This window comes from Colwellia sp. F1 (genome assembly GCF_056238625.1).
In genome coordinates this window covers 107949-131456 of sequence record NZ_JBWDLI010000012.1, presented here as the reverse complement: position 1 = coordinate 131456, position 23508 = coordinate 107949, and the positions used below count along the sequence as shown (strand labels likewise).

The following is a 23508-nucleotide window of genomic DNA, read 5'->3' as shown; positions in this document are numbered from 1 at the left end:
AAATGGACCATGCCAATCCACAATTGGAGCTTGTGTTTATCTCAGCTGGCCATTTATTTTGAAGGACGCTTAGACAGCGTACTCGATATTTAAGAATTTAAGCTGACACAGAATTTTGAACGCCCTCCTTAATTTTCGCGAGCGGCATCAATTACTCTAAATGATGGAATGTCTGTTACCCATGTCGCTTTAGGTAACGTTTTAGCCAAGCACTAAAATACCTCGGCAATTAATTAAGTAGCCACACTGCTTTGCTTCGTGTAAAAGCTTTACACGAGCAATAACTAGAATTGCGGCTATACTTATGAATAAATGCTATTTATTTCGTCAAGGCGATTCGAATCTATACCTGTATAGGTTGTTTGAAAGTCAAATCATTCTGTCACAAAGCCGTTGCTCGATAATTCAGTATTATCATAAATACTCTTCTAATCTTTTTTCTCATAGGCGCAAATTAAATCTGCAAGTTGATGAAGTTCATTACCCTCGGTTGATTGGTATTGTGCATCCCATAGTTGCTCTACACGTTTTAGTGCAACATTTAATTCATTATCATCTGAAAGTTTATTTTTCGATAGAATGTCTCTTGCTGCCAATCTTAGGTCACAATTTTCTTTTAGTTGATATGCTTCATGTTTAGATTTAGTAATAGCCTCAAAAATATTATGATATTCAAGCCGATTGATTTCACTATTTTCTTGAACTTCTCCTGCATCAACGATTTTATCTATGACTCTGAGTGAATCACCACATTTTTGTGCAAAGCATTGCTGACATAAATCAATGTTTATCTGGTTTCCATCACTATGTATTGTGCCATAACCACAATGATGTTCGATGGAAATAAACTCATGGAACTCATAATCACTTTCAGCATTTGCTTTTAAGCCGCAGCTATCACAAACTAATGTTGTTAATTCCTTGGTTGTTATCGTTTTAAATGTTTTCATCATAGAGCCTACTGGCTTTTTGCTGCCATCTGTTTTTCCAAAACTGCTCTGAAACACCAGTCAATACGCTAAGCTTAGCTATTAAACCTTGAGTGACTTCTAACTCATCCTCTCTAAATAGTTGGAAGTCTTTTGCTGATAATCCAAGTTTTTCTTGTACGTATTTGTCAGGAAATTTATGTGTTCTTTGCCACCGAATAAGAATGCTAGAAAAATATATACCCTTTGTTTTCTGTATTTCATTCTGTGTATATTCTTCTGCTTTTAGCGTGAACCCATAAATACTTCGACCCTGACCAATGCGAACGGACTTTTCATTGTCTTTTACGAACAATTTACTTTGAGTGATCATTAGTTGTATGTAATTTTTTATGTCTGTTCCATATAATTCGATCGGATCACATTTGATGTTAGCCAAACCATCATTCATAGCAATGTATAGTTGACTTTCATCTTGTGAATCAACAGCGACATGAAAGCCGTCTGGGTGGTTTGGTTGTTTTAATCGTTGCTTAAATTGTTCAACAGTAATATCAATCATCTCAATTCACTTAGCCCTAAAGCGATAGATTCTTGTTTAAATCGGCCAAAAATATTGACTACTTTTTCATAAGAAGTACTTAAATAATGTTCATCAACTGTATTCATTTCTGCATCATTTTCAAAGCTAATCTTATTGTCAAAATCATCTGAACTTAGCTCAAAAGTAGGCGAAGTCGGCTTTATCTTATCGAAAGTTATTACATTTTTTTTATTGTTACCCAGCTGGTCTAGCGTTTCTGGCTTCATCTTTTCAAATTTAACGACATCAGCCTCAAAAGGCACGTCTTGCTTAACTCTATAAGTATACTCCAACAATTTTGGTTCAGCAGGCATATACATCACCGCCTCTTGGTTCGTTGAATCTGTTACACGTAAAATTCGTCCTAAGATCTGTCTAAAGTGCATTTCTGTTTTGATATTAGTCAGGTGGCAACAAATTTGTAATCTAGGAATATTCGTTCCTTCGCTGATCATCCCAACTGAAATTATCCATTGAGAATTAGCGTGTCTAAAGTTTTGAATAATACTTGTGGGATCACTTTCTCTATAGGTCACAACTATCGAATCTACATTAAAGCTAGCTTTCATTAACACAGAAATTTGGTTTGCATGCTCTACCGATGAAGCAACAATTAGCCCTGCTGCATCCGGATTAACCAATCGTATTTGAGAAAGTTTTTTATGCGCTGAAGATATTACGTATTTAATCACTGCTTCGTTTTCAATTACATCCTGATAAGGGATTATTGACTGAGATAGTAATGCTTTGAAGCTACTAAAATTTTTTGTTTCCTCACTATCAACAACCGAAATATTGTTATTATCAATAGCCACTATCTGCGGAACCCGACAAACTTCATCTTGAATAGCCTCAGAGAGCCCGTAAATGTAATCACAAGTTATTTTGTTACTAGGGCCCATGTAATTAGAAAGAACGATAGGAACAGCATCAGAGCGCCAAGGAGTACCTGTTAAGGCTAAAGTAAATTGAGCCTTACCTTGAATGTTAAGTATTACCTGCTCTCCCCACGCATTAGCATTGTCAATATTAGAGCCTGCACAATGATGTATTTCATCAAAAATCACAAAAACGCGATAGTGCTCAAATAACTGCCAAAAACTTGTGTCAAGATATTGCAAATTTTGATACGTCAGTGATCGGCCTTTAGCGCCAATCAAGCCATCAAAACGCTCTTTTGTTCTTAAGTGAAGGCTCTCACTGAAATCTTTCGCAACAATCGACGAAGGTGAAAAACAAATCACCAAATCAACTAAGTTATTTTTAAGTAATTGGTCTGCCAATTCCGATGCCATCATCGTTTTACCGGCACCAGGTGTTGCTAAGGCTAAAAAGTGGTTTGTTCCATTCAAAAATTGTTCAAGGGCTGAATTAATACACACAGCTTGCCATTGTCTTAATTTCATTTCTTCTCTACTACAAATTTAGCTTGCCCAAGTAAACCTTCAATAGCTCTTATTTTTCCTAATATCTTAGTATTATTGTCGCGTGCTTCATTGTATTGGGGTTGTAACTCATCAACTAACTCCGGAAAGTCAGAATAAAGCTCTTTATAAGCTTCAGACTCTCCAATATTCAATAATAATTCGGCTTTGTAATGATTCAGTTTAGTTAGTAACTTATTATGCTTGTTATCATTTAAATCCGTTGTAGTATTTCTAGAAGTCGCCTCAATTTTAGCTGTGAAGAATAAATTTGTTTTTGAATATAAAACTTTTTTAACTTTACCATCAGGTTTTTCACTTCGCTTCAGCAGACCTTTTTCAACATTACGAGTTAATTGGCGGTATATAAACTTTCGGGTTTCAACAGGATCAGTAAACTCTGTTGTTTCAAGCAAGAGAACGTCTTTTGCTTCTGATACTGTGAAGTCATTCATCTCTTTGATTACTAGAAGAAAATGCAAAAACACATTCATATCCACTTTCTTACTCATTGCTATACCTCATAAATAACCATAAACTTAGGATTACTAAGTATACATGTTGATGTAAAAACTAGACAATCATTTTTATGTGAGAGTTATTGAGATGAAATACCAGTGCAGGTTAAATCCTTTTTTACAGAGCGCCTTAAAGAGGCTCGAAATCGAATGAAAATAAGCCAAAAAGATTTAGGTATCAATATAGGGATTGATCCAAGCTCTGCAAGCGGTCGTATGAACCATTACGAGACGGGTCGTCATATGCCTGATCTCGCCACAATAAAAAAACTAGCAATAGAGCTGAATGTACCAATTAATTATTTTTTTTGTGAGTCAGAAGAAAGTGCTACTCTAGCAAGGTTGATTGATAAACTTGATGATGAAGGGAAACGTAAACTTATTTTATTGCTAGAAGCAGACAAATAAGCTGTCATGTGAATAGCAAATTCCGGAGGAAATAGTGGCTATAAATGATCGAAACCGCTATGCATTTAGTTATACGAACCATGATGTTAGAGATAAAAAATTTATATTTAAAAACTTCAACAAGTCAGTCAGTTATAATTCAAACTTTTCTAATGCTAAATTCGAAAATACATCATTAATTGCTACCAAATTTAAATTTTGTGATTTTTACAGCACTATGTTTAACGAATGCTTAATTCGTGGAACTTTGTTTCGTAAATGTAATTTAGAATCGGTTACCTTTAAAAACTCGATAATAGCCGCTACGGTGTTTGAAAAGGTTAAATTTAAAGGTTGCAGCTTCATAAACTGTAAGGTTGTAAGTTCAGGAAATATTGACCAAGTTATTGCTAGCGACAAGTTGGTTAATACTCAAATTTCAGCTCAATACCCCGAAGAGTTGTTTTTTAATAAAACACTAATTGAAATAGTGGCAACTCTAAGAGAAAACGACTTTATTAGAAAGTCGACTGTGTTACATAGAAAAAAGAAAAAAATAGATACACTGTCGCTGCAAGTTCTTATTGAACAGTTTGGGGAAGAATTTCTTATCTGTCATCTCCATGATGCAATTCAATTAATAAACGCCCCCTTTCATACACTTAGTTATTTACAAAACATATTGCGTAAATATAGTGATATTGATACTGTTGAATCCCCCGGTCCAGTCACCCATGGGACTCTATAACTAACGGCTATATGCTTGTCTACGGACTGATGCGGGGTTAAGGCGTTAATGGTCAATAAGTTAGTGGAGGTATTGCCTATGGTAATGGATATTTTAACAATTTCATCTTTTGCAGTATTAGTTTTGTATAAAATGGTTGTCTATATCAGTCTCATGTTTGGTGGCGGGATTCTTAATTTAAAAAATTCACATATCAAGATGTAACAGACTCATTATGCTGCAAGGAACTGTCCAATGAGTTATTTGATTAATATTGCATGTGCGCTAGGTGGCGCGCTATTTGGCTCATGGATTGGTCATAAATTTACAATAAGCCTCTTTAAATCACGTACACAAAAACAAAAAAAAGCACTGTATGATGAAATACAAATTATCAATGAAGACTACATTAACTGGTTAATGATATTGGTTGATGAATTCAATGATCCGTTAAAACATTGTTATTCTGGAGCACCATTGATACATACTAAACTATTAGATAATTTAGTAGTTGAACTCTCAAGTACTGATGAAATGCTATCTAAAAGTCAACGACGTTTACTTGTTGGTCTAAGTAATAAAAATCGAGCTATTTCAATTAAAGAGAGTCAGCGAGATGTAAACATTAATGATTGGCTTACTAAAGGTGAGCAGCTTGAAAAAACAGAACGATTGAAAACAAGTCAAAGTATCGAGTTTTGGACTGCACATTTATTAAGAGAAGTTATTGAAATTATTTTTTATACGTCAAAGCTAAGTGAAGAGAATAATAATTTTATATTTGGAACGTATGAGCTTATCGAACAGATCAAGGCAGTATGCAAATATAGTAACCTAGAATTTGATAGTCTGTTTTGGAAAAAGGTTATCCGACGAATTGAAACCTAAACGCTCAAGATTTCAATAGACTAGGTTATTGTGAGTAGATATTTTTCCTAAATTCTTGCCGTAAAAATCAAATTTGTTAAAGCAGTTCTGTAGCTGATTTTAATACAAATTTAAGTTTTCCAAAACAACACTCCATAAAAATCAAAAATGACTTTAGCCCTCACTATATTTATGAAAATGTGCGAGTAGCGCATATTTTTTAACGCCGAAATAATACCATTGCCCACTCACATGAAATCAAATTGATTGACTCATTATGATTCAATGCTATATTAAAATTCATTAATAACTCACCCGTAGTTAATATGTCACAAATAACACTGGATTCGCTAACTCACGCACAGAAAGAACGCCTCGCGTTTATCGACTTTAGCCTTCAATATTTTGGCCAAGTAGCTCGTGCGGATTTAATTCAACGCTTCAAAACTGGTTTAGCAGCTTGCACTCGTGACTTAACCGCTTACCGCGAGCTTGCACCAAAAAACCTTAAGCTATTCCATCAAACAAAAAACTACCACCGAACTGATACTTTCAAACCTGTTTTTGAACACAACCCCGAAGCTATATTAACAGGTCTTTGCCGTGGTTTTGGTGATGGCTTGTCGAATGGTATACAAGTAAGTGAGCATTGCCTTGATGCAACCAGACTTGTTCACCCTAAAAGTGAAGTAATAGCGACACTTATGCGCGCTATCAATAGTCAACAAGCAGTTACATGCGAATATGTGTCATTAAGCTCAGGGCAAAGTAAACGAGAAATAGTGCCTCATGTGCTAGTCAATAATGGTCATCGTTGGCATGTACGAGCCTTTGATAGAAAATCAAAAGAATTTAGGGACTTTGTATGTACACGATTACAAAACGTTACTGAAATTAAACAACATGAAGTATCAAATATAGAAAGCATAGCGTTAGATAGTAACGAGTTAAGATCAAATGACCACCAGTGGAACAAAGTCGTAAAGGTAACTTTAAAGCCACACCCATCAATCAAATATAAGAAAGCAATAGAGCTTGATTACGATATGGATAATGGGCAGCTAACTCTTGAAGTAAGAGCGTCACTGCTTGGCTATTTGCTTAGGCAGTGGAACGTCGACTGTACAGAAAATGCATCACTTCAAGGCAACGAATATCAATTGTGGTTGAGTAACGCCAACCAGACTAAACAAAAACTAATGGGGATTGCGGATCTAGTTATCGCACCTGGCTATAAAGCATTATAAAAATGATGGATTATTAAATGAATATTACCCAAATAGAAGAAATCGTTAAAAAGTTAGCGTCAGATATTATTGCTAACCAAGTTAACAAGGATGAGTTTATATACCAACTAATGGCGGCTTATGGTCATCGTAAAACAACCATAGGTCGTATTAAATCAGGTGAGCGTAATTTATCTAAAGTTGATGGTGAAGTCAGAGCTAAGCGCCATATTTACTTTAAAAAAAGTCAAAGTGATTGCGTGTTGTCAGATATTGATAGCATGAAAAAAGAGCCATCAGTTACTCGTGATAAAATTCGCTTTGTGATCGCTACCGACTTTAATCAGTTTGTTGCTCTTGATACTCGCACTCATGACACTTTAGATATTGAGTTTAATGAGCTAGGCAAACATTTTGACTTTTTCTTGCCTTGGGCAGGAATGGAAAAAGCGGTTTACCAAGGTGAAAACCCTGCTGATGTTAAAGCGGCTGAAAAAATGGCTAAGTTGTTCGACTTAATCAAAGCCGATAACTTTAATGAAGAAACAAAAAACGATACCAACGCACTGCATAACCTAAACGTATTCTTAACCCGTTTGCTGTTCTGCTTCTTTGCTGAAGATACTGACATATTCGATCAAAATCAATTTAGTGGTACATTAGAATCTCATACTAAAGTTGATGGTTCAGATGTTGATAGTTATCTTAATCGCTTGTTTGAAGTTTTAAATACACATAAAGATAATCGTGTTGATTTACCTGAATATTTAGATGATTTTAAATATGTTAATGGTGGTCTATTTGCCAATACCATAGCCTCTCCAAGGTTTGCCACTAAATCACGCAAAATGCTCATTGAGTGTGGCAGTGAACTAGATTGGTCTGATATTAACCCTGATATCTTCGGTTCGATGATCCAAGCAGTGGTTCACCCAGACCAACGTGGCGGTATGGGTATGCACTATACCTCAGTGACTAACATCATGAAGGTTATTGAACCACTGTTTTTAGATGAGCTTAATGCTGAGTTTGAAAATATTGAAGACAACATTGATGCTAAGTTAAAACCAAGCCGATTACGTAAACTCCATGAACGCATCGCTGAAATAAAAATATTTGACCCAGCTTGTGGCTCAGGAAACTTCTTGATCATTGCCTTTAAAGAACTACGCAAGCTTGAAATGGAAATCATCAAGCGTTTGCAAGAACTTGAGCAAAACGATAATCAAGATGACTTGTTTGGTGATGTTGGCTTAGATTCATCCTTTTCACGTATCAAGCTTTCTCAATTTTACGGTATCGAATTAGATGACTTTGCTCATGAAGTGGCGATACTTTCACTTTGGTTAGCTGAGCATCAAATGAATGTTGAGTTTAGGTCAGAGTTTGGTGAATGTGAGGCTCCATTACCGTTAAAACAAAGTGGCCAAATAGTTTTTGGTAATGCAACCAAGCTACACTGGGAAAATATTTGTGATAATACCTCCACTGAAACCTATGTTTTAGGGAATCCTCCATATTTAGGCGGTAAATTACAAAACAGTGAGCAAAAAGAAGATACTAAATTTGTTTTCGCTGGTTTCAAGAAGTATAACAACCTTGATTACATCGCATGCTGGTTTTATTTAGCATCTAAATATATAAACAAAACTACCAAAGCAGCTTTTGTTTCAACTAATTCAATCTGTCAAGGTACTCAGGTTCATGATTTATGGCCTCAAATAATAGAGCCTAATGAAAAAGAGATATTTTTTGCAGTAAAAGACTTTGTATGGAGTAATAATGCCAAGAAAAAAGCTGCTGTGATTTGTTCGATTATTGGATTAAGAAAAACATCTACATCTCCTAAATATATATATACATCTCAAAATCGATTTTTAGTTAAAAATATAAATGGTTACTTACTTGATGCTCCAAATATATATGTAGACCGTCGCACTAAACCAATAAGTAAACTACCTAAAATGATTCAGGGGAATATTGCATTAGATGATGGTCACTTACAATTAACTCCAGAAGAAAAAAAGACTTTATTGGAGTCCTTTCCTGAATGCGAAAGGTTAATAAAAAGAATATATGGCTCAAGAGAGCTAATTAATGGCATTGAAAGACACTGCCTTTGGATTGAAGATAAAGATTTAAATTTCGCATTAAATATACCACCGATTAAAAAGAGGATTGATTCTGTTAAGGAGTTTCGCTTACAAGGAGCAAAAAACGCAATATCTTGTGCTGAAAGATCGCATCAATTTTGTATGGTGAATAAAGCTGAAAATACCCAGTTAGTATTACCTAGAGTATCCTCAATTAGGAGAGAGTATATACCTATAGATTTCGTATCTAAGGATTGTATTGTTACCGATGCCGCACAAGTAATTTATGAAGCTGACTTATATATTTTTGCATTGATTAACTCAAAAATGCATACAAGTTGGGTTGAAAACTTTGCGGGGAAATTAAAAAGTGATTATCGCTACTCTGCTGGTATTTGTTGGTATAGTTTTCCTGTACCAGAGTTGTCAAATGAAAGTATCGAGAGCCTTAGAGAAAGTGCTTTACGTATTTTAACTCTTAGAGAGCAATACTCCGATCAAACACTAGCGGAATTATATGATCCTCAAAAAATGCCCGCCGATTTAAGGGAAGTTCACAACAATAATGACACTCTAATTGACTCGTTGTATTCAAAATCAACTTTTTCAGACAACAATCAACGGTTACTAGAACTAATGAAACTGTTTTCAGTTATGACAGGAGGTCAAAATGCGTAATTTAATGGAATTCAAGTATGCTCAAAGCGGTGCTAGTTCAAATACAAATGATATGGGCATGCGAGCGATGCAGTCTCGTGCATATGAAGGAAGAAACAGCCAGTACCTGTTATTAAAAGCACCACCAGCATCGGGTAAGTCTCGTGCATTAATGTTTTTGGCGTTAGATAAACTGCATAACCAAGGCGTTAAAAAAGCCATAGTTGCAGTACCAGAACGCTCTATAGGTGGTTCATTTAGTACCACTGAGCTTAGCAAACACGGTTTTTTCTGTGATTGGGAAGTTGAAGAAGATAATAACCTTTGTACTCCTGGTGGTGAAACTAGTAGAACTAAAGCGTTTAAGCGCTTTATGGCAGGTGACGATAAAGTACTTATTTGTACTCACGCGACATTACGTTTTGCCTTCCAAGAAGTAGAAGATACAGCTTTTAACGATTGCCTAATTGCTATTGATGAATTTCACCACGTCTCTGCTGATGGTGAAAACGTATTAGGTGATGTATTACGCTCGATTATGGAAAACAGTAGCGCCCATATTGTTGCTATGACAGGTTCGTATTTTCGTGGTGATAGCGTTCCTGTGTTAACACCAGAGCTTGAAGCGCAATTCGATAAAGTATCATTTAATTATTATGAACAGCTTAATGGTTACAATTATTTAAAATCGCTTGGCATTGGTTATCACTTTTACCAAGGTAAATACACCGAAGTTATTCATGAAGTACTTAATTCAGAAGAGAACTACGGTAAAAAGACCATCATTCATATCCCTAATGTTAATTCTGGTGAATCAACCAAAGAAAAATACGATGAAGTCGATGCCATTCTGGAAGTGCTTGGTGAAGCAGGTAAACGCGACCCTGGAACTGGCGTTATTCCTGTTACCCGGTCTGACGGTACGGTAATAAAAGTAGCTGACCTAGTTGAAGAAAATGAGCGTGATGTAATTCAAAATTACTTACGAAAGATTAAACACGTAGATGATGTTGATATCATCATCGCATTAGGCATGGCCAAAGAAGGCTTTGACTGGGAATACTGTGAGCATGCATTAACCGTGGGTTATAGAAGCTCATTAACTGAAATTATTCAGATTATTGGTCGCTGTACTCGTGATAGTTCAAACAAAACACATGCGCAATTCACTAACTTAATAGCTCAGCCTGATGCTGAAAATGACCAAGTAACGATTGCAGTGAATAACATGCTTAAAGCAATTACTTGTTCATTGCTAATGGAGCAAGTATTGGCACCCAACTTTAAGTTTAAAGCCAAAAAAGATGATGACTTTGAGCCTGCACCACCGGGCACAATGAAAATTGGCGGCTTTAAAGAGCCAAGTACTAAGCGTACTAAAGACATTATTGAATCAGACTTAGCTGATTTAAAAGCCGCAATTTTACAGGATGACAAAGTAATTGCTGCATCAGCAGGTAAAGTTGACCCAGAAGTCGTAAATAAAATACTTATCCCTAAAATAATTCAACGTAAATACCCAGATTTAACTGAAGCAGAAATTGAAGAAGTTCGTCAACAAGTAGTCGTTGATTCAGCAGTAAGTACAGCAGAAGTTAGTGAACAAGGCGGTAAAAAGTTTGTTCGCTTAGCGGATAAATTTATCAACATTGATGAATTGAGTATTGATCTAATCGATCAAATTAACCCGTTCCAGAAAGCCTTTGAGATATTGTCCAAATCAGTAACTACTGACGTACTTAAGCTCATTCAAGAGTCAATTCAAACCACCCGTATTCAAATGGATTTTGATGAAGCTAAATTGTTATGGCCTAAAGTTAAACAGTTTGTTCATGAAAATGGCCGTGAACCTGATTTAAACGCGTCTGACTTTACCGAAAAGCGTTTGGCTGAATGCTTAATTTACATCAAACAAGAAAAGCGCAAAAGGATGCAAGCGTAATGAAAAATGAAGAATGGCAAAAATTAAAGTCGATGGAAATGGATGACTGGTTAACCTTCATTAATGATGATGACGAATTAGGGCTTACAGCGGTTAAAGTAAAGTCCAAAGCGCCAACAGCAGATGAACACTTGGTTGCGAAGTTTCAAGAAATAAATGATTTCTATAAAGCGAATGGTCGGTTGCCTGAAAACAATATGGCAAACATTAGTGAGCTAATGTTATTTAAACGGTTAGATTATATTAGAGGTAATGATACCCAGTGCCATGCATTGGTTGATTTTGATGAATTTAATTTGCTTCCATTAACCCATGAAGTAGCTGAGCCTGCGGCAGAATACAAGCCAGAACCTAAACCTGAACCAAAGCCTGTAGTAAAAGAAATTAACTCGGTTGAAGATATATTTGCTGATGATGATTTTGGTTTACTGGGTGATTCTGACGATAGCATTTTTAATATAAAACATGTTAAAGCAGATAAACGTGCTGAAAGCGATTTGGTTGCAAGGCGTAAGTCATGTAAAGACTTCGATAAATATAAAGACCTGTTCCCGGCTGTTCAGCAAGAGTTAAACAGTGGTCATCGTAAAATTATTGAGTTTGATGATAAAGGTGAAAAGCTTCAAGCTGGTGAATATTATGTCTTAAGTGGGGTACTGATGTACCTCGAACATATAGACATCACTAGTGAAGCAAAAACTGTGGATGGAAAGCGTTTCAGAAAGGATGGAAGGACACGCTGTATATTTGAAAATGGTACAGAGTCGAATATGCTTTATCGCTCTATTGCTAAGTCACTATATGCTGATGGAAAAATGGTTTCACCAAAAGGCGATCACTTCTCTGATATTAAAAATGTTGGTGAAGATGATGAGTCCGCAGGTTTTATTTATATTTTATCTAGCCAAAGCAAAGATCCTCGAATTAATTCAATTTCTAATTTATTTAAAATTGGTTACTCAACAACACCCGTTGCAAAACGTATTGCCAATGCTGCAAACGAACCAACGTACTTAATGGCTCCTGTAAATGTTGTCGCTGAATATGAATGCTACAACATGAACACCCAGAAGTTTGAAAACCTTATTCACACCGTATTTAAAAATGTTTGTATCGATGTCGAGATTGCAGACTTACATGGCAATATGTGTAAGCCGAGAGAATGGTTCAGTGTACCAATCGAACAAATAAATACTGCTATTGAGCTTATTGGAAATGGGCAGATTGTTAATTACCGATATAACTCAACATCGCAAAAAATTGAGTTGAGATAAAATAATAACCAGTAAGAAGGATTATACATGGCAAAGTTACAAGCACAGTTTATAACGTTTAATGACACCATAAAGATGGGTACCTATGAAGAAAATGCAACTCTTAAAGAGAAACGCGACCTTCTTATCAATGAGCTACGCAATTCGTTAACTGACGAAAAAATTCCTGATACAAATAAGTCATTGACGTTTTCAAAAATTGATCTTGGCTCATATGCTATGAACACAGGTGTTAAGCCGACCAGTGGTGACTATGACATAGACGTTGGGATTATTTTTGATATAACAAACGATGAATACGATTCAAATAAACTAAAAAAATTAGTATTCAATAAACTTAATAAACATCACAATCGAACCGTTGAATTTAATAAGCCATGCATTACGGTTAATTATGCCAGTGGCTACCATGTGGATTTGGCTATTTATTCGAAAAATAATGACAACCACCACATTGCTTGGGGTAAAGAGTTTTCTACTGAAAATCGGAAATGGTGGATTGCAGACCCTAAAGGACTAAAGCAATGGATTAGTGATGTTGCGACCGAAGCTGAACACAAAAAACAGTTTCGCCGTATTGCACGTTTTTTGAAAAAATGGAAAGCTAAAGCTTTCAGCAACAATGGTAATAATGCACCACCTTCAATTGGCTTGACCATTCAAGCACGAACAGCTTTCAGATACCAAATAGACTGTGATTTAGATGCACTTATTACTGTAGTTAATGACATTAAAAATAGTTTTAACCAAACATGGGATCAGGAAAGCAGTGCTTTGAAATGGAGTATTGATGTAAGCCTGCCAGTAGAACCATGCAAAAATGTTTATTACAAAATGACATTAAAACAGCAAGACGTATTTTATACGAAAGTAGTGGATTTACTAGAAGCCTTAGAGGCAGCTAGAGATGAATCATCTGAGCATGAATGTAGCAAAATTCTACGCAAAGTTTTTGGCAATGACTTTCCTTTAGTCGAAGACAGTAAACAAACTAATACAGCACCATATGTACCCACAGGCACAAGCGCGTGAACCAAGCAGAACTTTCAAGGATGGTTTCAGGATTAAAATCATCCTATGTAGAATCTTTTCAGGAAGAAAAAGAACGTCATTTTAATTTCGTCTTGATTGGAAATAACCGTAAGTGGGAAGTTGCTATATATTTCCCCGAGAGCTTTCCTTATTGTTTACCTAAATCAATACTCCTAAATAAAGATTTAATTGGTACTTTACCCCATGTTAACCAATACGGCACTATTTGCATTGAAGAAAGCGATACTGTTTTTGCTGATTATACGAGAGCACATGACATTATTTGTCAATACATTGAAGATATAGTTAAACTCTTAAACAGGATAAATCTCAAAATATACCAAGACGAATTACTAGATGAATTAGAAGGTTATTACCAACCTAATTATAGTGTTGCTAGTTTTTACCATGCTAAAGATAAAGCTGAAATGGTTTACCTGAGAGTTATTGAAAGAGAAAAGAAAAAAGGCCCTCAAAATTCTATACCCGTCGTAATGTGTAGTCGTAATAAGGCTTTGCCATATCAATTTAGTAACGTAAAACAGTTAGGGCAGTATCGTGCTACTAAAATATTGCATTTACCTCTGGATAGCGCGGTATTACCTCCAGTAGGAGGCAAAGATTTTAGTTCTCAGTATTTTACTACTTTGCTTAATTATGTAAGTGAACAAAACAAAAAAATATTAAATAAACTCGTTAAGAAATGTCGCTCATTTAGTATATTTTACGTATTACTCTCTATGCCAAGAATTAATAATGAAAGAACACAGTTTTTATTGAGATTTAGCGCTAACCATCATTTACCTCACCCTATTGTCGAACATTCAAACGACTGGCAGATTGAACTGTTTTCAATTAGGCGGAACTCAAAAGAGTACCTCGTAGAACGTGGAGGCGGTGACATTTTATTGAGTAATAAAAAAGTTGCTGTTGTAGGGTGTGGGTCTGTAGGGGGCCAAGTGGTAAACATGTTAGCTAAAGCTGGTGTTGGAGAATTGGTATTAGTCGACCCCGATATATTAAGTGCCGATAATATATACCGACACCATTTGGGAGGCCGTGAATTAAATTTTGAAGCTGATAAAAAGACAGGTCACGTTGATACATGGAGTAAAGTTAACTCATTAGCCCGTCAATTACAGAATGATTTACCATACATAAAAGTTAAAACCAAACCTCTATACTTTTCTGAAGTCATCAATGACAAGGATTTAGTGAGTTGCGACGCTATTGTGGTTGCTGTGGGCGCACCGTCAGTAAACTTACAAATTAACCAAGAGTTAAAAGACAGAAACTTCAATAGTGTTGTTTTTTGTTGGAATGAAGCGGCTGGTTTAGGTGGCCATTCCATTGCTTTAAACCTGCAGGATAGCTGCTATCAATGCCTTTATACTGATGGCAACCAACTGAAAGCTGAAAGTGAATTATCGCTTGTTTGTGTTGGGCAGTCTATTTCTAAAAATCTTACCGGTTGTGCTGGTGTGTTTACTCCATTTTCTTTTTTAGATTCAAGCAGAACTGCTGAGTTGGCCGCAACTCAGACAATCGAAATATTGCAGTCTTTTATAACTGGGCTAGCAATCAGCTGGAAGGGTAATAACTCAACAAATCTAAAAACAACAGATAGATACACCACTATGCCATTGAAAGAACAATTGCCTTTAAAACAGCATCATGATTGTAGGGTTTGCAATGACTGAAGAATGGCAAATGGATGTAAAAGGATATGGCTTGATTAGAGTATCAAAAGAACTATTGACAAAATTATGTGATTTTCGGCAACTAGCTAGGCAATCACCTGAATCTGGCGGTGTATTAATTGGTAAGCACCTTAATTCAGCGGGTGTATTACTTATCGATCAACTTACCCCACCTCAAAAATCAGATAAGCAAGGGCGCTGTGAATTTTATCGCTCTACTGAACACAATAAGTTGGTGAATGATATATGGAAAAAAAGTAATAAACATTCAACTTATGTAGGACTTTGGCATAGTCACCCTGAGCCTATTCCAAACTATTCTCTGATTGATAAACAAGACTGGCAGAACGCACTTATTCAATCAAAATTTGAAGGTGACAAGTTGTTTTTTGCGATTGTAGGACAAACGCATATTCGGATGTGGATGGGCACAAAATCTACTTTACGAACCCAAATATCATTAATTGGAGAATATAAAATTGGAAACTAGTATGTGGAGCAAAATTAAGTGGTTGATTAGCGTCTATCGCGATTTGAAAAAAAACTCATCACCCAAAACGATTGCAGGTACAAGGATTATTATCGCAGCTATAGCTAGTCCGGCACTTGGGGTTGCAATAAACTTAACTCTACCTCCAAGCTACTATTTAGGGAGTATAGAAATAACAAACGGTGGCGTATCATTTTTAACATCAACATTAGGCGTTATGGGGTTTTTATTGGGAAGTGGACTCATACTCTTTGATATTAGAGCAGAACTAAACCAAGCTCGAAAAGTTGCAAGAGTCATTATCTCTGGACTACCTAGTATGCCTACTCATTTCCCCTCGGAAATATTAAGCAAGTCTGAGCAAAGGCTTGCTAGGGAGCCTATAGAACTAAGTATTCAAGATGATAATATTGAAAAACAAGTTGAACGCTATAATGCTGAGGTGTGCGTTGACCTGTTCAAAAGATTTGTACTTCACCACCAATGTGAAAAACTCTATATAGGTGGTTTAGCTAGAATTCCATTCTTAGTGGCTTACGGTGTATTTCTAAGGAACGTTAGCAATATTAGTTATTTCGATAAAATGCACGGTTCCACAAACTGGTGTATTTTAGATAACGAAGATATCAACATCCAATTGAGTAACACTGAACCACTTCCTAAAGCAGATGAAAATGGAAATGTGGGTCTAGCCGTTGGTTTATCAACCCCTATACTGCAAGATCAACTTCCTGTTGAATTTCAAAATAATACGGCTATCTTAAGTTCAACGACTCTAGTTGAACGTAATTTAGTACTCAATCAAGAAAATCTGCAAAGATTATCTAGTTCATTGTTGGCAACAATCGATGCATTATCTAGAGATCCCAAAGTTAGGAGAATACATCTGTTTTTATCTGTGCAGTCTTCGTTAGCAATTGAAATAGGCCGGAAGTTTCAAGAAGGGATACATAAAACGTGGGTAATTCATAACTTCAATGGTAATAAAGGACATTATGAATGGGCTTTATTACTGTCTGGAAAAGGGGTGGAAATTTATGATTAAAGGCCGTCAAATAAAAATATACCTAGCCGATGGCTCAGTCACTGGAATTCGTCATGCTGAAATAATGGGATGGACAGGCCAAGCTTTAGCCGTTCCAAGAAATAAGGTTAAAGAACTTAGCGAATGGGAAGAAAGCCTCAAGCCGGGTGTTTACTTTTTGTTTGGTGACAGCGAAGAAACAGGAAATGATGCTGTTTATATAGGCGAAGCTGAGCAAGTAGCTAGTCGAATACAGCAACACTTGTCAGGAAAAGACTTCTGGAATGAAGTTGTCTGTTTTACCAATAAAGATGAAAATCTAACTAAAGCGCATGTTAAATATCTTGAGTCTAGGCTTGTTGCATTAACTAGCCAAGCAAGAAGATACGAATTGCTTAATGGCAATCAACCCCCACAGGCTGTATTACCTAGAGGTGATCGAGATGTTATGGAAGAGTTCATTGCTAATATCCGAATACTGATTGGTTCGCTTGGTTATCGTTTGTTAGAGCCTTTAGTGAAAGTAAAAGAAATAGTAAATTTACAAACGAGTGAGACAGCAGATACATCAATATTTGAGTTAAAAGCAAAAAAATATAAAGCCCGAGCTATCCAAACTGATGAAGGTTTGGTTGTACTGTCAGGTGCTGAAGCCGCTATTGAAGCAAATACTAGTTTATCTAAAGGGTATGCAAAAATAAGAAATATGCTTATTGAAAAGGGAAAGCTGTTAACTATTAATGGAAAGTTACTCTTACAAGAAGACTATCTTTTTACTAGTCCATCTCAAGCCGCCGCAATTTTATTAGGATATCCGTGTAGTGGGCCAGATTACTGGCTTGATGAAAATGGCGTAAGCTTAAAACAAAAAGAAACGATTACATTGATTAAAGAATAAAAAATGCCCGTCTTTAATTCTCGTTGCTCGAAGAGCGGAGATATACAGAGTTAGCAGAATTAAGGTCAAGTGAATTATAGGGGGTTAGTATGAGCAAAGAGAGGGGTCAACAAAATAGAGATAAGTTTCAAGGTTGGATCGCTGAAATCAAAGCCAAAAAGTCGCCTAATTGGTTGGATTACTGGCATGGTGACACGTTAAGCCCCAAAAAAATTGCTGGTGAGCTTGGCTTTGATCCATCTGCATTTAAGAAAGCGAGAAATGAAAAGCTTTTTAATATGTTGCAAGACTTGAAACAAGAACTTGCTACTTCAGGGATTTATCATCAACGCAAAACTAATCTGCCTCTGGATAATGAGGTTATTGATATATCAAAAAAAATTGAAGAAGACATAAAAGATAGTGCAAAAGTTCGTGACCTAAAAAGAGTAAACCGCAGATTGCAAAATGAAAATGCAAAGCTAGTAGCTGAAGTCGCCAAGTTGTCAGAATTTAAGGAAGTGTTGATAGAAATGGGCTTGTGGAAATGAGTAATAGCGCTTACCTGGTTAGGATCACCCGAATATATCAATACCGCTCTGACAATGTTCAATTGGGTGCTGTTTTTGTAAACCCTAGTGCAGGGGCGCATCGTATTGTAATACTGACCACACAAGATAAGTTGAATATTGACCCAAAAGTCGGGCAACAATGGAAAATACTTAAAGAACAAAACTTCAGCATAAAGCAACAGCAAGTCAGCGTTGGTGGATATGTCGATGTATGGCGATTTATGGAGCCTAAACTAAAATGTGTAATGCCAGATAATGGTGCTGGTTTTGTGACATTTCTAAGCACTGAGAAGGCATTTGAGGGTATAGGTAAGGTAAGCGCACAGTTTCTTTGGAATGAGTTTCGAAGCGATATATTTAACATACTTGAGCATGGCAAATATGCACCATATGAACACGACCAATCGATATCTAACTTCCAAGCTGTTAGAGAAGTTCTTCTCAGCGATAAAGCGGTGCATGGACTGTGGGATGGCTATAAAGAATATGCAAATTTAAAGTATTCAGCTCAGTTGGTTGAGTGGGAAATAGAAGCACCTATTCAGCGTCAACTATTTAGAATTGCTGAGCAGGACGTGATCAATTTCCTAACCAAAAATCCATATCGTTTATTTTCATTGGGGATGAGATTTCCAAAAGTTGATGCTATTGCTCAAAAACACTTCGGAATAAAAACCGATGATGACATTAGGCTTTCCTCGATTATTGAGCAGTCATTGAGGCTTTGGAGTGATAAAGGTAATACCGTTGCAGATTGGCAAGATATTGAGCCTAATATCTGTAAATTATTAAATAATAATCAGCAGTTAACTTCAAAAGCAAATAAGTTAGAAGGCGATATTGTTGGGTTCGTTAAACAAGGAAAAAATTATTTTGTTTCTGGCAATTACATATTTGAGAAAACCATCGCTAAACGATTCAGTAAACTTTCTAAGATACAGCATACTTGGCAAAGCAATTTAGAAGAGGCTTATACGTCTTCAATACCTATCGGATGGGAGTTAGAAAAGGCTCAGGAAAGAGCAGTAAGGACTGCTTTACTCAGCAATGTATTTACTCTCACTGGTGGGGCTGGCACGGGAAAGACATTCACCACCAAGCTCATTGTCGAAGCCTATCAAAAACTAGGTTTCACTATATATCCAGTTGCGTTATCGGGAAAGGCAGCTCGTAGGCTTCAACAATCTATCGGTTTCGAAACAAAAACAATAGCAAAGCTATTGCGTGAAACTGACCTCAATGAGAAAAATGCCGTCTTGCTCGTAGATGAAGCTTCGATGTTGGATGCCTATACTATGTGGCGTTTGGTTACTTTGTTTTCGAAAAATACTCGAATCGTATTAGTTGGTGATCCTTATCAGCTACCGCCAATTAATGCAGGCTTTATTCTGAATGATGTTATTAAAAGTGGTGTGATTAACCATGTAGAACTTGATGTCGTGAAACGACAGGGAACAGATAGCAGTGTTCCAGCATACTCCAATGCCATACGGCACGGCATAATACCAAAGTCATTAAATACCGTTGATATATCCTTCCAAGCATTAAGAGGTGATATTTTACAAGACGCAGTAACCGCTTATTCCGGGTATGAAAGTGCTATGATTGTCGCTTCTACTAATGCTACGGTAAGAAACGCAAATATTAAGCTGCAAGGTGCTGTGAACCCTAATGGCAATATACTTGACCTTACAGATATGCCTATCACCAAAGGTAATTATGACTTTAAGGAAGGCGATCCGATTGTTATTACTCTAACCTGTTATAAAAATGATGTTCAGAATGGTACGTTAGGTGTTATTAAAAATGCGATTGCTACTGATGATTATGCTTGTGTCGTTGAACTTGAAGACTTTGATGAAAAAGGCAACAAACGCATGTTGGAAGTAGATTGGCAATTATTCGAATACATCGATCTGGCATACTGCTTAACATTACATAAGTTGCAAGGGTCTCAAGCTCCGAATGTGATTGTACTCCTTGAACGGGGAATGTTGCTTGACCGCAGTTGGCTTTATACTGCTGTGACACGAGCAGAAGATAAAGTGCATATCATTGGTAAAGAATCAGATTTTCGATATGGTGTTAACAAACAGGGCGCAATTGATACACGTAAAACAGCCTTGGCAGAAATGTTGAAAAATGTTTAAATTGTACCGTAATAAATAGAAAACAAGGCAGTTAATAGACTTTTTTATATTTTAATGTATAAAATTTAATAGGGTCACTTATCTGTAGCTCTTTATTTTTATTGGTTTTGTCACTGTACTGCCCCTGTATTTGTTAAATTTGTTACAGGTAATAGCTTTGAGGAATACATAAATAAAAAATGTTGAAAAATAATCTTAAAAGCCGCTTTTTAGCGGCTTTTTTGATTTTAAGAGAAAATTATAGTCACGGTAATTAAACTACAAACCCAACATCATTGCTGGGTTTTTGTTTTTTCGGAGCGGTTTTAAGTTTAATCAAAGTAAATATAAGGAGTTGAAGCTAACACCACAACCCAGTAGTTATTAATTAAGGTTGTTTGTTTATTCAGTGTTAAATAATTGTATCAATATGGTTGACAGCCATATTTTGGGTAGCTATATTTGGCTTTCTTAAATACTCAAGCAAGGAATTGCAAGCAAGGAATTATTGTGTCGTTATTTAGAAAGGAAGCTATTTCTCATCAAAGTGAGCGTTTAACAGGTGCTATCACCTTAGCCCAACCATTATCACTCAAGCTAACTGTACTAATTTTAATTACTGTTGCTGCTGCTATTATCGCTTTCCTTTTTAGTGCTGAATATTCTCGTTAAGAAATCGTGCGTGGTTTTTTAATGCCTAACAAGGGGGTTATTAAAAGTTTTGCTCGCCAAGGCGGCACAATCGAAAAATTGTGGGTAAAAGAAGGCGATAAAGTTACTAAAGGGCAATCCATAGCAACACTTTTAGTACAGCAAAGCAATGGTGAAGGCGTTGATTTAAGTGAGCAGCTTGCTGATCAACTTAATACTCAAGAAAATTTATTGAGTGACGAAATAACTCAACATCAAGTCTTAAAAACTCAAGAGATACTTAACTTACAAGCTCAGAAAACAGCTTTAGAAAATGAGCAAATAGCACTTGAAAATCAGTTGGCATTGGCTGAAGAAAAGTTAACACTGCTATATGAACAGCAATTAGGTTTTAATCAACTCAATAAAAGTGGTTACTTATCTAACTTAGAAAAAGAGCGTCAACAACAGGCTTTACTTGAAGCTAAGCAAGAGAAACAAAACATAGCCCGTTTGTTACTTCAGCAGCAGAATAAATTAAATCAAGTTGCTTTTCATATTAAAAATATTCCACAACAATATACTTTACGGATTAATAACCTAAAACGTCAGCAAGCAGATCTTCAACGTCAATTAGCTCAAATCGCAAGTAACTATAAATACACTATCACTGCAAGTAATAATGGCATTGTAACAGGTGTTCAAGTTGTTGAAGGCGAAACACTGTCACAAAGCAAGGCGCAATCTAAACCGTTATTGCATATTTTACCTGAAGGCTCAGAATTGATTGCTGAATTGTTATTACCTACTCGCTCTGCTGGATTTGTTCAATTAGGTAATAATACTCGTTTACGTTTTGACGCTTTTCCTTACCAACGTTTTGGTTTTATCAACAGTGAAATTGTTCGTATTGACCAAGCGTTAATTGCCCCAAATGAAGTACAACTGCCTATTAGCTTGCAAGAGCCTGTGTACCGTTTACGTGCAAAGTTAAATCAACAGCAAATGAAGGCTTTTGGTAAAGCGTTTGATTTGAAAAGTGGTATGCTGTTTGAGGCAGATATTATGTTAGAACAGCGCACATTAATTGAATGGCTACTTGAACCCATTTACAGCTTAAAAGGTAGAGTTAGCTAACTGTAGGTCGGAATTTATTCCGGCAAAAAATATAATTCCAGTGATATGATCAACTGGTAAGTAAATTTTTCTGGTGAGGGAGCTCTTTTTAAGAGTAACTTTGTTGGAAAATAGAGCGGCGGACTTTAGTCAAACTTTAGCGAGAACAACTAAAGCCAGCCTAATTAATTACAACCTCAATTTGAGGATTGCAAATCAACAACCCGATAATTAAATATCGGATTTACGGAGTGTAACAGAATGCGTGAATTAAATGTAAATGAATTAACAATAGTAAATGGCGGTGATGTAGCTTCTGGTGGAGCAGTTGCTGGTGGTGCGGCTCAAGGTGGTACGCTTGGTTTTTTAGGGGGCGTAGCTAGAGGCGCTGCTGCTGGAGCTGGACGGGGCATTCTTGGCGGTGTAGGTGGTATGATATTTGGTGCTGCAATCGGTGGTGCATTTGTCATGATTCGATACGCGCTGAAATAATTTAGATAGGCTTTGGCTTTGCCAAAGCCTATAAATATAGTTAACTATGAGGTTCTAAGATGAAAATATTAAAAGTTGCTGCTTTATACTTTTTTGGTTTCTTTGTTTCATTATTATTGCTAGGGCAAGTCGAAAATTGGTTTAGTTTTATTGAATCACCTTATAAAAATTTTGAAGATATAGTTTATAGTGCATTATATTTTACATTCTTCTTTACACTATTTGACCAATATGTTTTAAAAAAACTTTTAAAGTAATTTTGATATAAAATACCTAAGATTATTTAGACTATTGTTACAACTCTCCGTCCAATCTTAGGTGTTTTATTTTTGTCAGTATATTAATATTCTTCGTATAGTTCTGTGCTGCTTTGATTTTCAACGTTACTAATTTACGCTAAATATACAAGTGGTGAACCTTCATATTTAAAGAAAGGACTATTTGTACGACTTCTGGGTAATAAAAAATTGCTTAATTTTTCCTTTTCAAAATCAGTAAATATTATCCTACAATCTGAAGTTGCTGAATGCGGCTTAGCTTCAATGGCTATGGTTGCTAGCTTTCATGGTCATAAACTTGACATGCCAGCTATGCGTAAGCGTTTTTCTGCTAACTTAAAAGGAATGAATCTTCAACAACTTATTGAGTTGGGTGATAGTTTAGGGTTGGCTAGTCGAGCATTACAATGCCCTATTGATGAAGTGCATAAATTAGCGACACCTTGTATTTTACATTGGGATTTAAATCACTTTGTTGTTTTAGCGAAAGTTGCAGGTAAAGGTTCTCACCCAACTAAAGGCGCTAAATTTTCTATAAATG

General features: G+C 36.1%; 23 protein-coding genes. 19 read left to right on the top strand and 4 right to left on the bottom strand.

Features of this window, described 5'->3' with window-relative positions:
* Positions 1 to 428: 428 nt before the first annotated feature.
* The 4 genes from AC0UA9_RS12810 to AC0UA9_RS12795 are packed head-to-tail and all read right to left on the bottom strand — an operon-like array spanning position 429 to position 3448.
* The gene (locus AC0UA9_RS12810) at positions 429 to 950 is read right to left on the bottom strand and encodes a hypothetical protein (protein WP_475660487.1); all 522 of its coding nucleotides are present in this window, start codon (positions 948 to 950) and stop codon (positions 429 to 431) included.
* On the bottom strand, positions 937 to 1491 hold the full coding sequence (locus tag AC0UA9_RS12805) for a hypothetical protein (protein ID WP_475660486.1): 555 nt from the start codon (positions 1489 to 1491) through the stop codon (positions 937 to 939). Before AC0UA9_RS12805 ends, AC0UA9_RS12810 begins: the two co-directional genes overlap by 14 nt.
* A complete protein-coding gene (locus AC0UA9_RS12800; RefSeq protein ID WP_475660485.1) occupies positions 1488 to 2918 on the bottom strand; it encodes a DEAD/DEAH box helicase in 1431 nt (476 codons plus the stop codon). Before AC0UA9_RS12800 ends, AC0UA9_RS12805 begins: the two co-directional genes overlap by 4 nt.
* On the bottom strand, positions 2915 to 3448 hold the full coding sequence (locus AC0UA9_RS12795; RefSeq protein WP_475660484.1) for a hypothetical protein: 534 nt from the start codon (positions 3446 to 3448) through the stop codon (positions 2915 to 2917). Before AC0UA9_RS12795 ends, AC0UA9_RS12800 begins: the two co-directional genes overlap by 4 nt.
* 105 nt (positions 3449 to 3553) lie before the next feature.
* Between AC0UA9_RS12795 and AC0UA9_RS12790 the strand changes: the two genes are divergently transcribed.
* The 19 genes from AC0UA9_RS12790 to AC0UA9_RS12700 form a co-directional block, all read left to right on the top strand.
* Complete coding sequence (locus tag AC0UA9_RS12790; protein WP_475660483.1) at positions 3554 to 3862, top strand: helix-turn-helix domain-containing protein; 309 nt, start codon at positions 3554 to 3556, stop codon at positions 3860 to 3862.
* Between the two features lie 34 nt (positions 3863 to 3896).
* The gene (locus tag AC0UA9_RS12785) at positions 3897 to 4589 is read left to right on the top strand and encodes a pentapeptide repeat-containing protein (protein ID WP_475660482.1); all 693 of its coding nucleotides are present in this window, start codon (positions 3897 to 3899) and stop codon (positions 4587 to 4589) included.
* Positions 4590 to 4823: 234 nt separating this feature from the next.
* Positions 4824 to 5456 (top strand): hypothetical protein, encoded by a 633-nt coding sequence (locus AC0UA9_RS12780; protein WP_475660481.1) that lies wholly within the window; start codon positions 4824 to 4826, stop codon positions 5454 to 5456.
* Positions 5457 to 5761: 305 nt separating this feature from the next.
* Positions 5762 to 6682, top strand: a complete 921-nt coding sequence (locus AC0UA9_RS12775; RefSeq protein WP_475660480.1) for a WYL domain-containing protein — start codon at positions 5762 to 5764, stop codon at positions 6680 to 6682.
* Between the two features lie 17 nt (positions 6683 to 6699).
* On the top strand, positions 6700 to 9432 hold the full coding sequence (locus AC0UA9_RS12770) for a DNA methyltransferase (RefSeq protein WP_475660479.1): 2733 nt from the start codon (positions 6700 to 6702) through the stop codon (positions 9430 to 9432).
* On the top strand, positions 9425 to 11353 hold the full coding sequence (locus tag AC0UA9_RS12765) for a DEAD/DEAH box helicase (RefSeq protein ID WP_475660478.1): 1929 nt from the start codon (positions 9425 to 9427) through the stop codon (positions 11351 to 11353). Before AC0UA9_RS12770 ends, AC0UA9_RS12765 begins: the two co-directional genes overlap by 8 nt.
* Positions 11353 to 12627, top strand: a complete 1275-nt coding sequence (locus AC0UA9_RS12760) for a GIY-YIG nuclease family protein (protein WP_475660477.1) — start codon at positions 11353 to 11355, stop codon at positions 12625 to 12627. Before AC0UA9_RS12765 ends, AC0UA9_RS12760 begins: the two co-directional genes overlap by 1 nt.
* Before the next feature lie 27 nt (positions 12628 to 12654).
* Complete coding sequence (locus tag AC0UA9_RS12755; protein WP_475660476.1) at positions 12655 to 13659, top strand: nucleotidyltransferase domain-containing protein; 1005 nt, start codon at positions 12655 to 12657, stop codon at positions 13657 to 13659.
* On the top strand, positions 13656 to 15359 hold the full coding sequence (locus tag AC0UA9_RS12750) for a ThiF family adenylyltransferase (RefSeq protein ID WP_475660475.1): 1704 nt from the start codon (positions 13656 to 13658) through the stop codon (positions 15357 to 15359). Before AC0UA9_RS12755 ends, AC0UA9_RS12750 begins: the two co-directional genes overlap by 4 nt.
* Positions 15352 to 15849: a Mov34/MPN/PAD-1 family protein gene (locus AC0UA9_RS12745; protein WP_475660474.1), complete on the top strand. Its 498-nt coding sequence runs from the start codon at positions 15352 to 15354 to the stop codon at positions 15847 to 15849. The genes AC0UA9_RS12750 and AC0UA9_RS12745 overlap by 8 nt, the downstream gene beginning before the upstream one ends.
* Position 15850: 1 nt before the next feature.
* Positions 15851 to 16894, top strand: coding sequence for an SAVED domain-containing protein (locus tag AC0UA9_RS12740; RefSeq protein WP_475660473.1), 1044 nt, complete (start codon positions 15851 to 15853; stop codon positions 16892 to 16894).
* On the top strand, positions 16887 to 17771 hold the full coding sequence (locus AC0UA9_RS12735; RefSeq protein WP_475660472.1) for a GIY-YIG nuclease family protein: 885 nt from the start codon (positions 16887 to 16889) through the stop codon (positions 17769 to 17771). The genes AC0UA9_RS12740 and AC0UA9_RS12735 overlap by 8 nt, the downstream gene beginning before the upstream one ends.
* A gap of 89 nt (positions 17772 to 17860) precedes the next feature.
* Positions 17861 to 18301 carry a hypothetical protein gene (locus tag AC0UA9_RS12730; RefSeq protein ID WP_475660471.1) on the top strand — a complete coding sequence of 147 codons (441 nt, stop codon included), beginning with the start codon at positions 17861 to 17863 and terminating at the stop codon, positions 18299 to 18301.
* On the top strand, positions 18298 to 20472 hold the full coding sequence (locus AC0UA9_RS12725; protein ID WP_475660470.1) for an AAA family ATPase: 2175 nt from the start codon (positions 18298 to 18300) through the stop codon (positions 20470 to 20472). The genes AC0UA9_RS12730 and AC0UA9_RS12725 overlap by 4 nt, the downstream gene beginning before the upstream one ends.
* 489 nt (positions 20473 to 20961) lie before the next feature.
* Entirely contained in the window at positions 20962 to 21123 is a 162-nt protein-coding gene (locus AC0UA9_RS12720) for a hypothetical protein (RefSeq protein ID WP_475660469.1), read from the top strand.
* A 21-nt stretch (positions 21124 to 21144) separates the two neighbouring features.
* Positions 21145 to 22218 carry a beta-barrel domain-containing protein gene (locus tag AC0UA9_RS12715; protein WP_475660468.1) on the top strand — a complete coding sequence of 358 codons (1074 nt, stop codon included), beginning with the start codon at positions 21145 to 21147 and terminating at the stop codon, positions 22216 to 22218.
* A gap of 240 nt (positions 22219 to 22458) precedes the next feature.
* Entirely contained in the window at positions 22459 to 22689 is a 231-nt protein-coding gene (locus tag AC0UA9_RS12710) for a hypothetical protein (protein ID WP_475660467.1), read from the top strand.
* Between the two features lie 59 nt (positions 22690 to 22748).
* A complete protein-coding gene (locus AC0UA9_RS12705; protein WP_475660466.1) occupies positions 22749 to 22946 on the top strand; it encodes a hypothetical protein in 198 nt (65 codons plus the stop codon).
* Positions 22947 to 23156: 210 nt separating this feature from the next.
* Positions 23157 to 23508 (top strand): cysteine peptidase family C39 domain-containing protein (locus tag AC0UA9_RS12700; protein WP_475660465.1); only part of this gene is annotated, 352 nt, incomplete at its 3' end.

Coding starts and splice junctions, on each gene's coding strand:
- AC0UA9_RS12810 (WP_475660487.1), bottom strand. CDS start 950: ATGAAAACATTTAAAACGATAACAACCAAGGAATTAACAACATTAGTT.
- AC0UA9_RS12805 (WP_475660486.1), bottom strand. CDS start 1,491: ATGATTGATATTACTGTTGAACAATTTAAGCAACGATTAAAACAACCA.
- AC0UA9_RS12800 (WP_475660485.1), bottom strand. CDS start 2,918: ATGAAATTAAGACAATGGCAAGCTGTGTGTATTAATTCAGCCCTTGAA.
- AC0UA9_RS12795 (WP_475660484.1), bottom strand. CDS start 3,448: ATGAGTAAGAAAGTGGATATGAATGTGTTTTTGCATTTTCTTCTAGTA.
- AC0UA9_RS12780 (WP_475660481.1), top strand. CDS start 4,824: ATGAGTTATTTGATTAATATTGCATGTGCGCTAGGTGGCGCGCTATTT.
- AC0UA9_RS12775 (WP_475660480.1), top strand. CDS start 5,762: ATGTCACAAATAACACTGGATTCGCTAACTCACGCACAGAAAGAACGC.
- AC0UA9_RS12770 (WP_475660479.1), top strand. CDS start 6,700: ATGAATATTACCCAAATAGAAGAAATCGTTAAAAAGTTAGCGTCAGAT.
- AC0UA9_RS12765 (WP_475660478.1), top strand. CDS start 9,425: ATGCGTAATTTAATGGAATTCAAGTATGCTCAAAGCGGTGCTAGTTCA.
- AC0UA9_RS12760 (WP_475660477.1), top strand. CDS start 11,353: ATGAAAAATGAAGAATGGCAAAAATTAAAGTCGATGGAAATGGATGAC.
- AC0UA9_RS12755 (WP_475660476.1), top strand. CDS start 12,655: ATGGCAAAGTTACAAGCACAGTTTATAACGTTTAATGACACCATAAAG.
- AC0UA9_RS12745 (WP_475660474.1), top strand. CDS start 15,352: ATGACTGAAGAATGGCAAATGGATGTAAAAGGATATGGCTTGATTAGA.
- AC0UA9_RS12740 (WP_475660473.1), top strand. CDS start 15,851: ATGTGGAGCAAAATTAAGTGGTTGATTAGCGTCTATCGCGATTTGAAA.
- AC0UA9_RS12735 (WP_475660472.1), top strand. CDS start 16,887: ATGATTAAAGGCCGTCAAATAAAAATATACCTAGCCGATGGCTCAGTC.
- AC0UA9_RS12730 (WP_475660471.1), top strand. CDS start 17,861: ATGAGCAAAGAGAGGGGTCAACAAAATAGAGATAAGTTTCAAGGTTGG.
- AC0UA9_RS12725 (WP_475660470.1), top strand. CDS start 18,298: ATGAGTAATAGCGCTTACCTGGTTAGGATCACCCGAATATATCAATAC.
- AC0UA9_RS12715 (WP_475660468.1), top strand. CDS start 21,145: ATGCCTAACAAGGGGGTTATTAAAAGTTTTGCTCGCCAAGGCGGCACA.
- AC0UA9_RS12710 (WP_475660467.1), top strand. CDS start 22,459: ATGCGTGAATTAAATGTAAATGAATTAACAATAGTAAATGGCGGTGAT.
- AC0UA9_RS12705 (WP_475660466.1), top strand. CDS start 22,749: ATGAAAATATTAAAAGTTGCTGCTTTATACTTTTTTGGTTTCTTTGTT.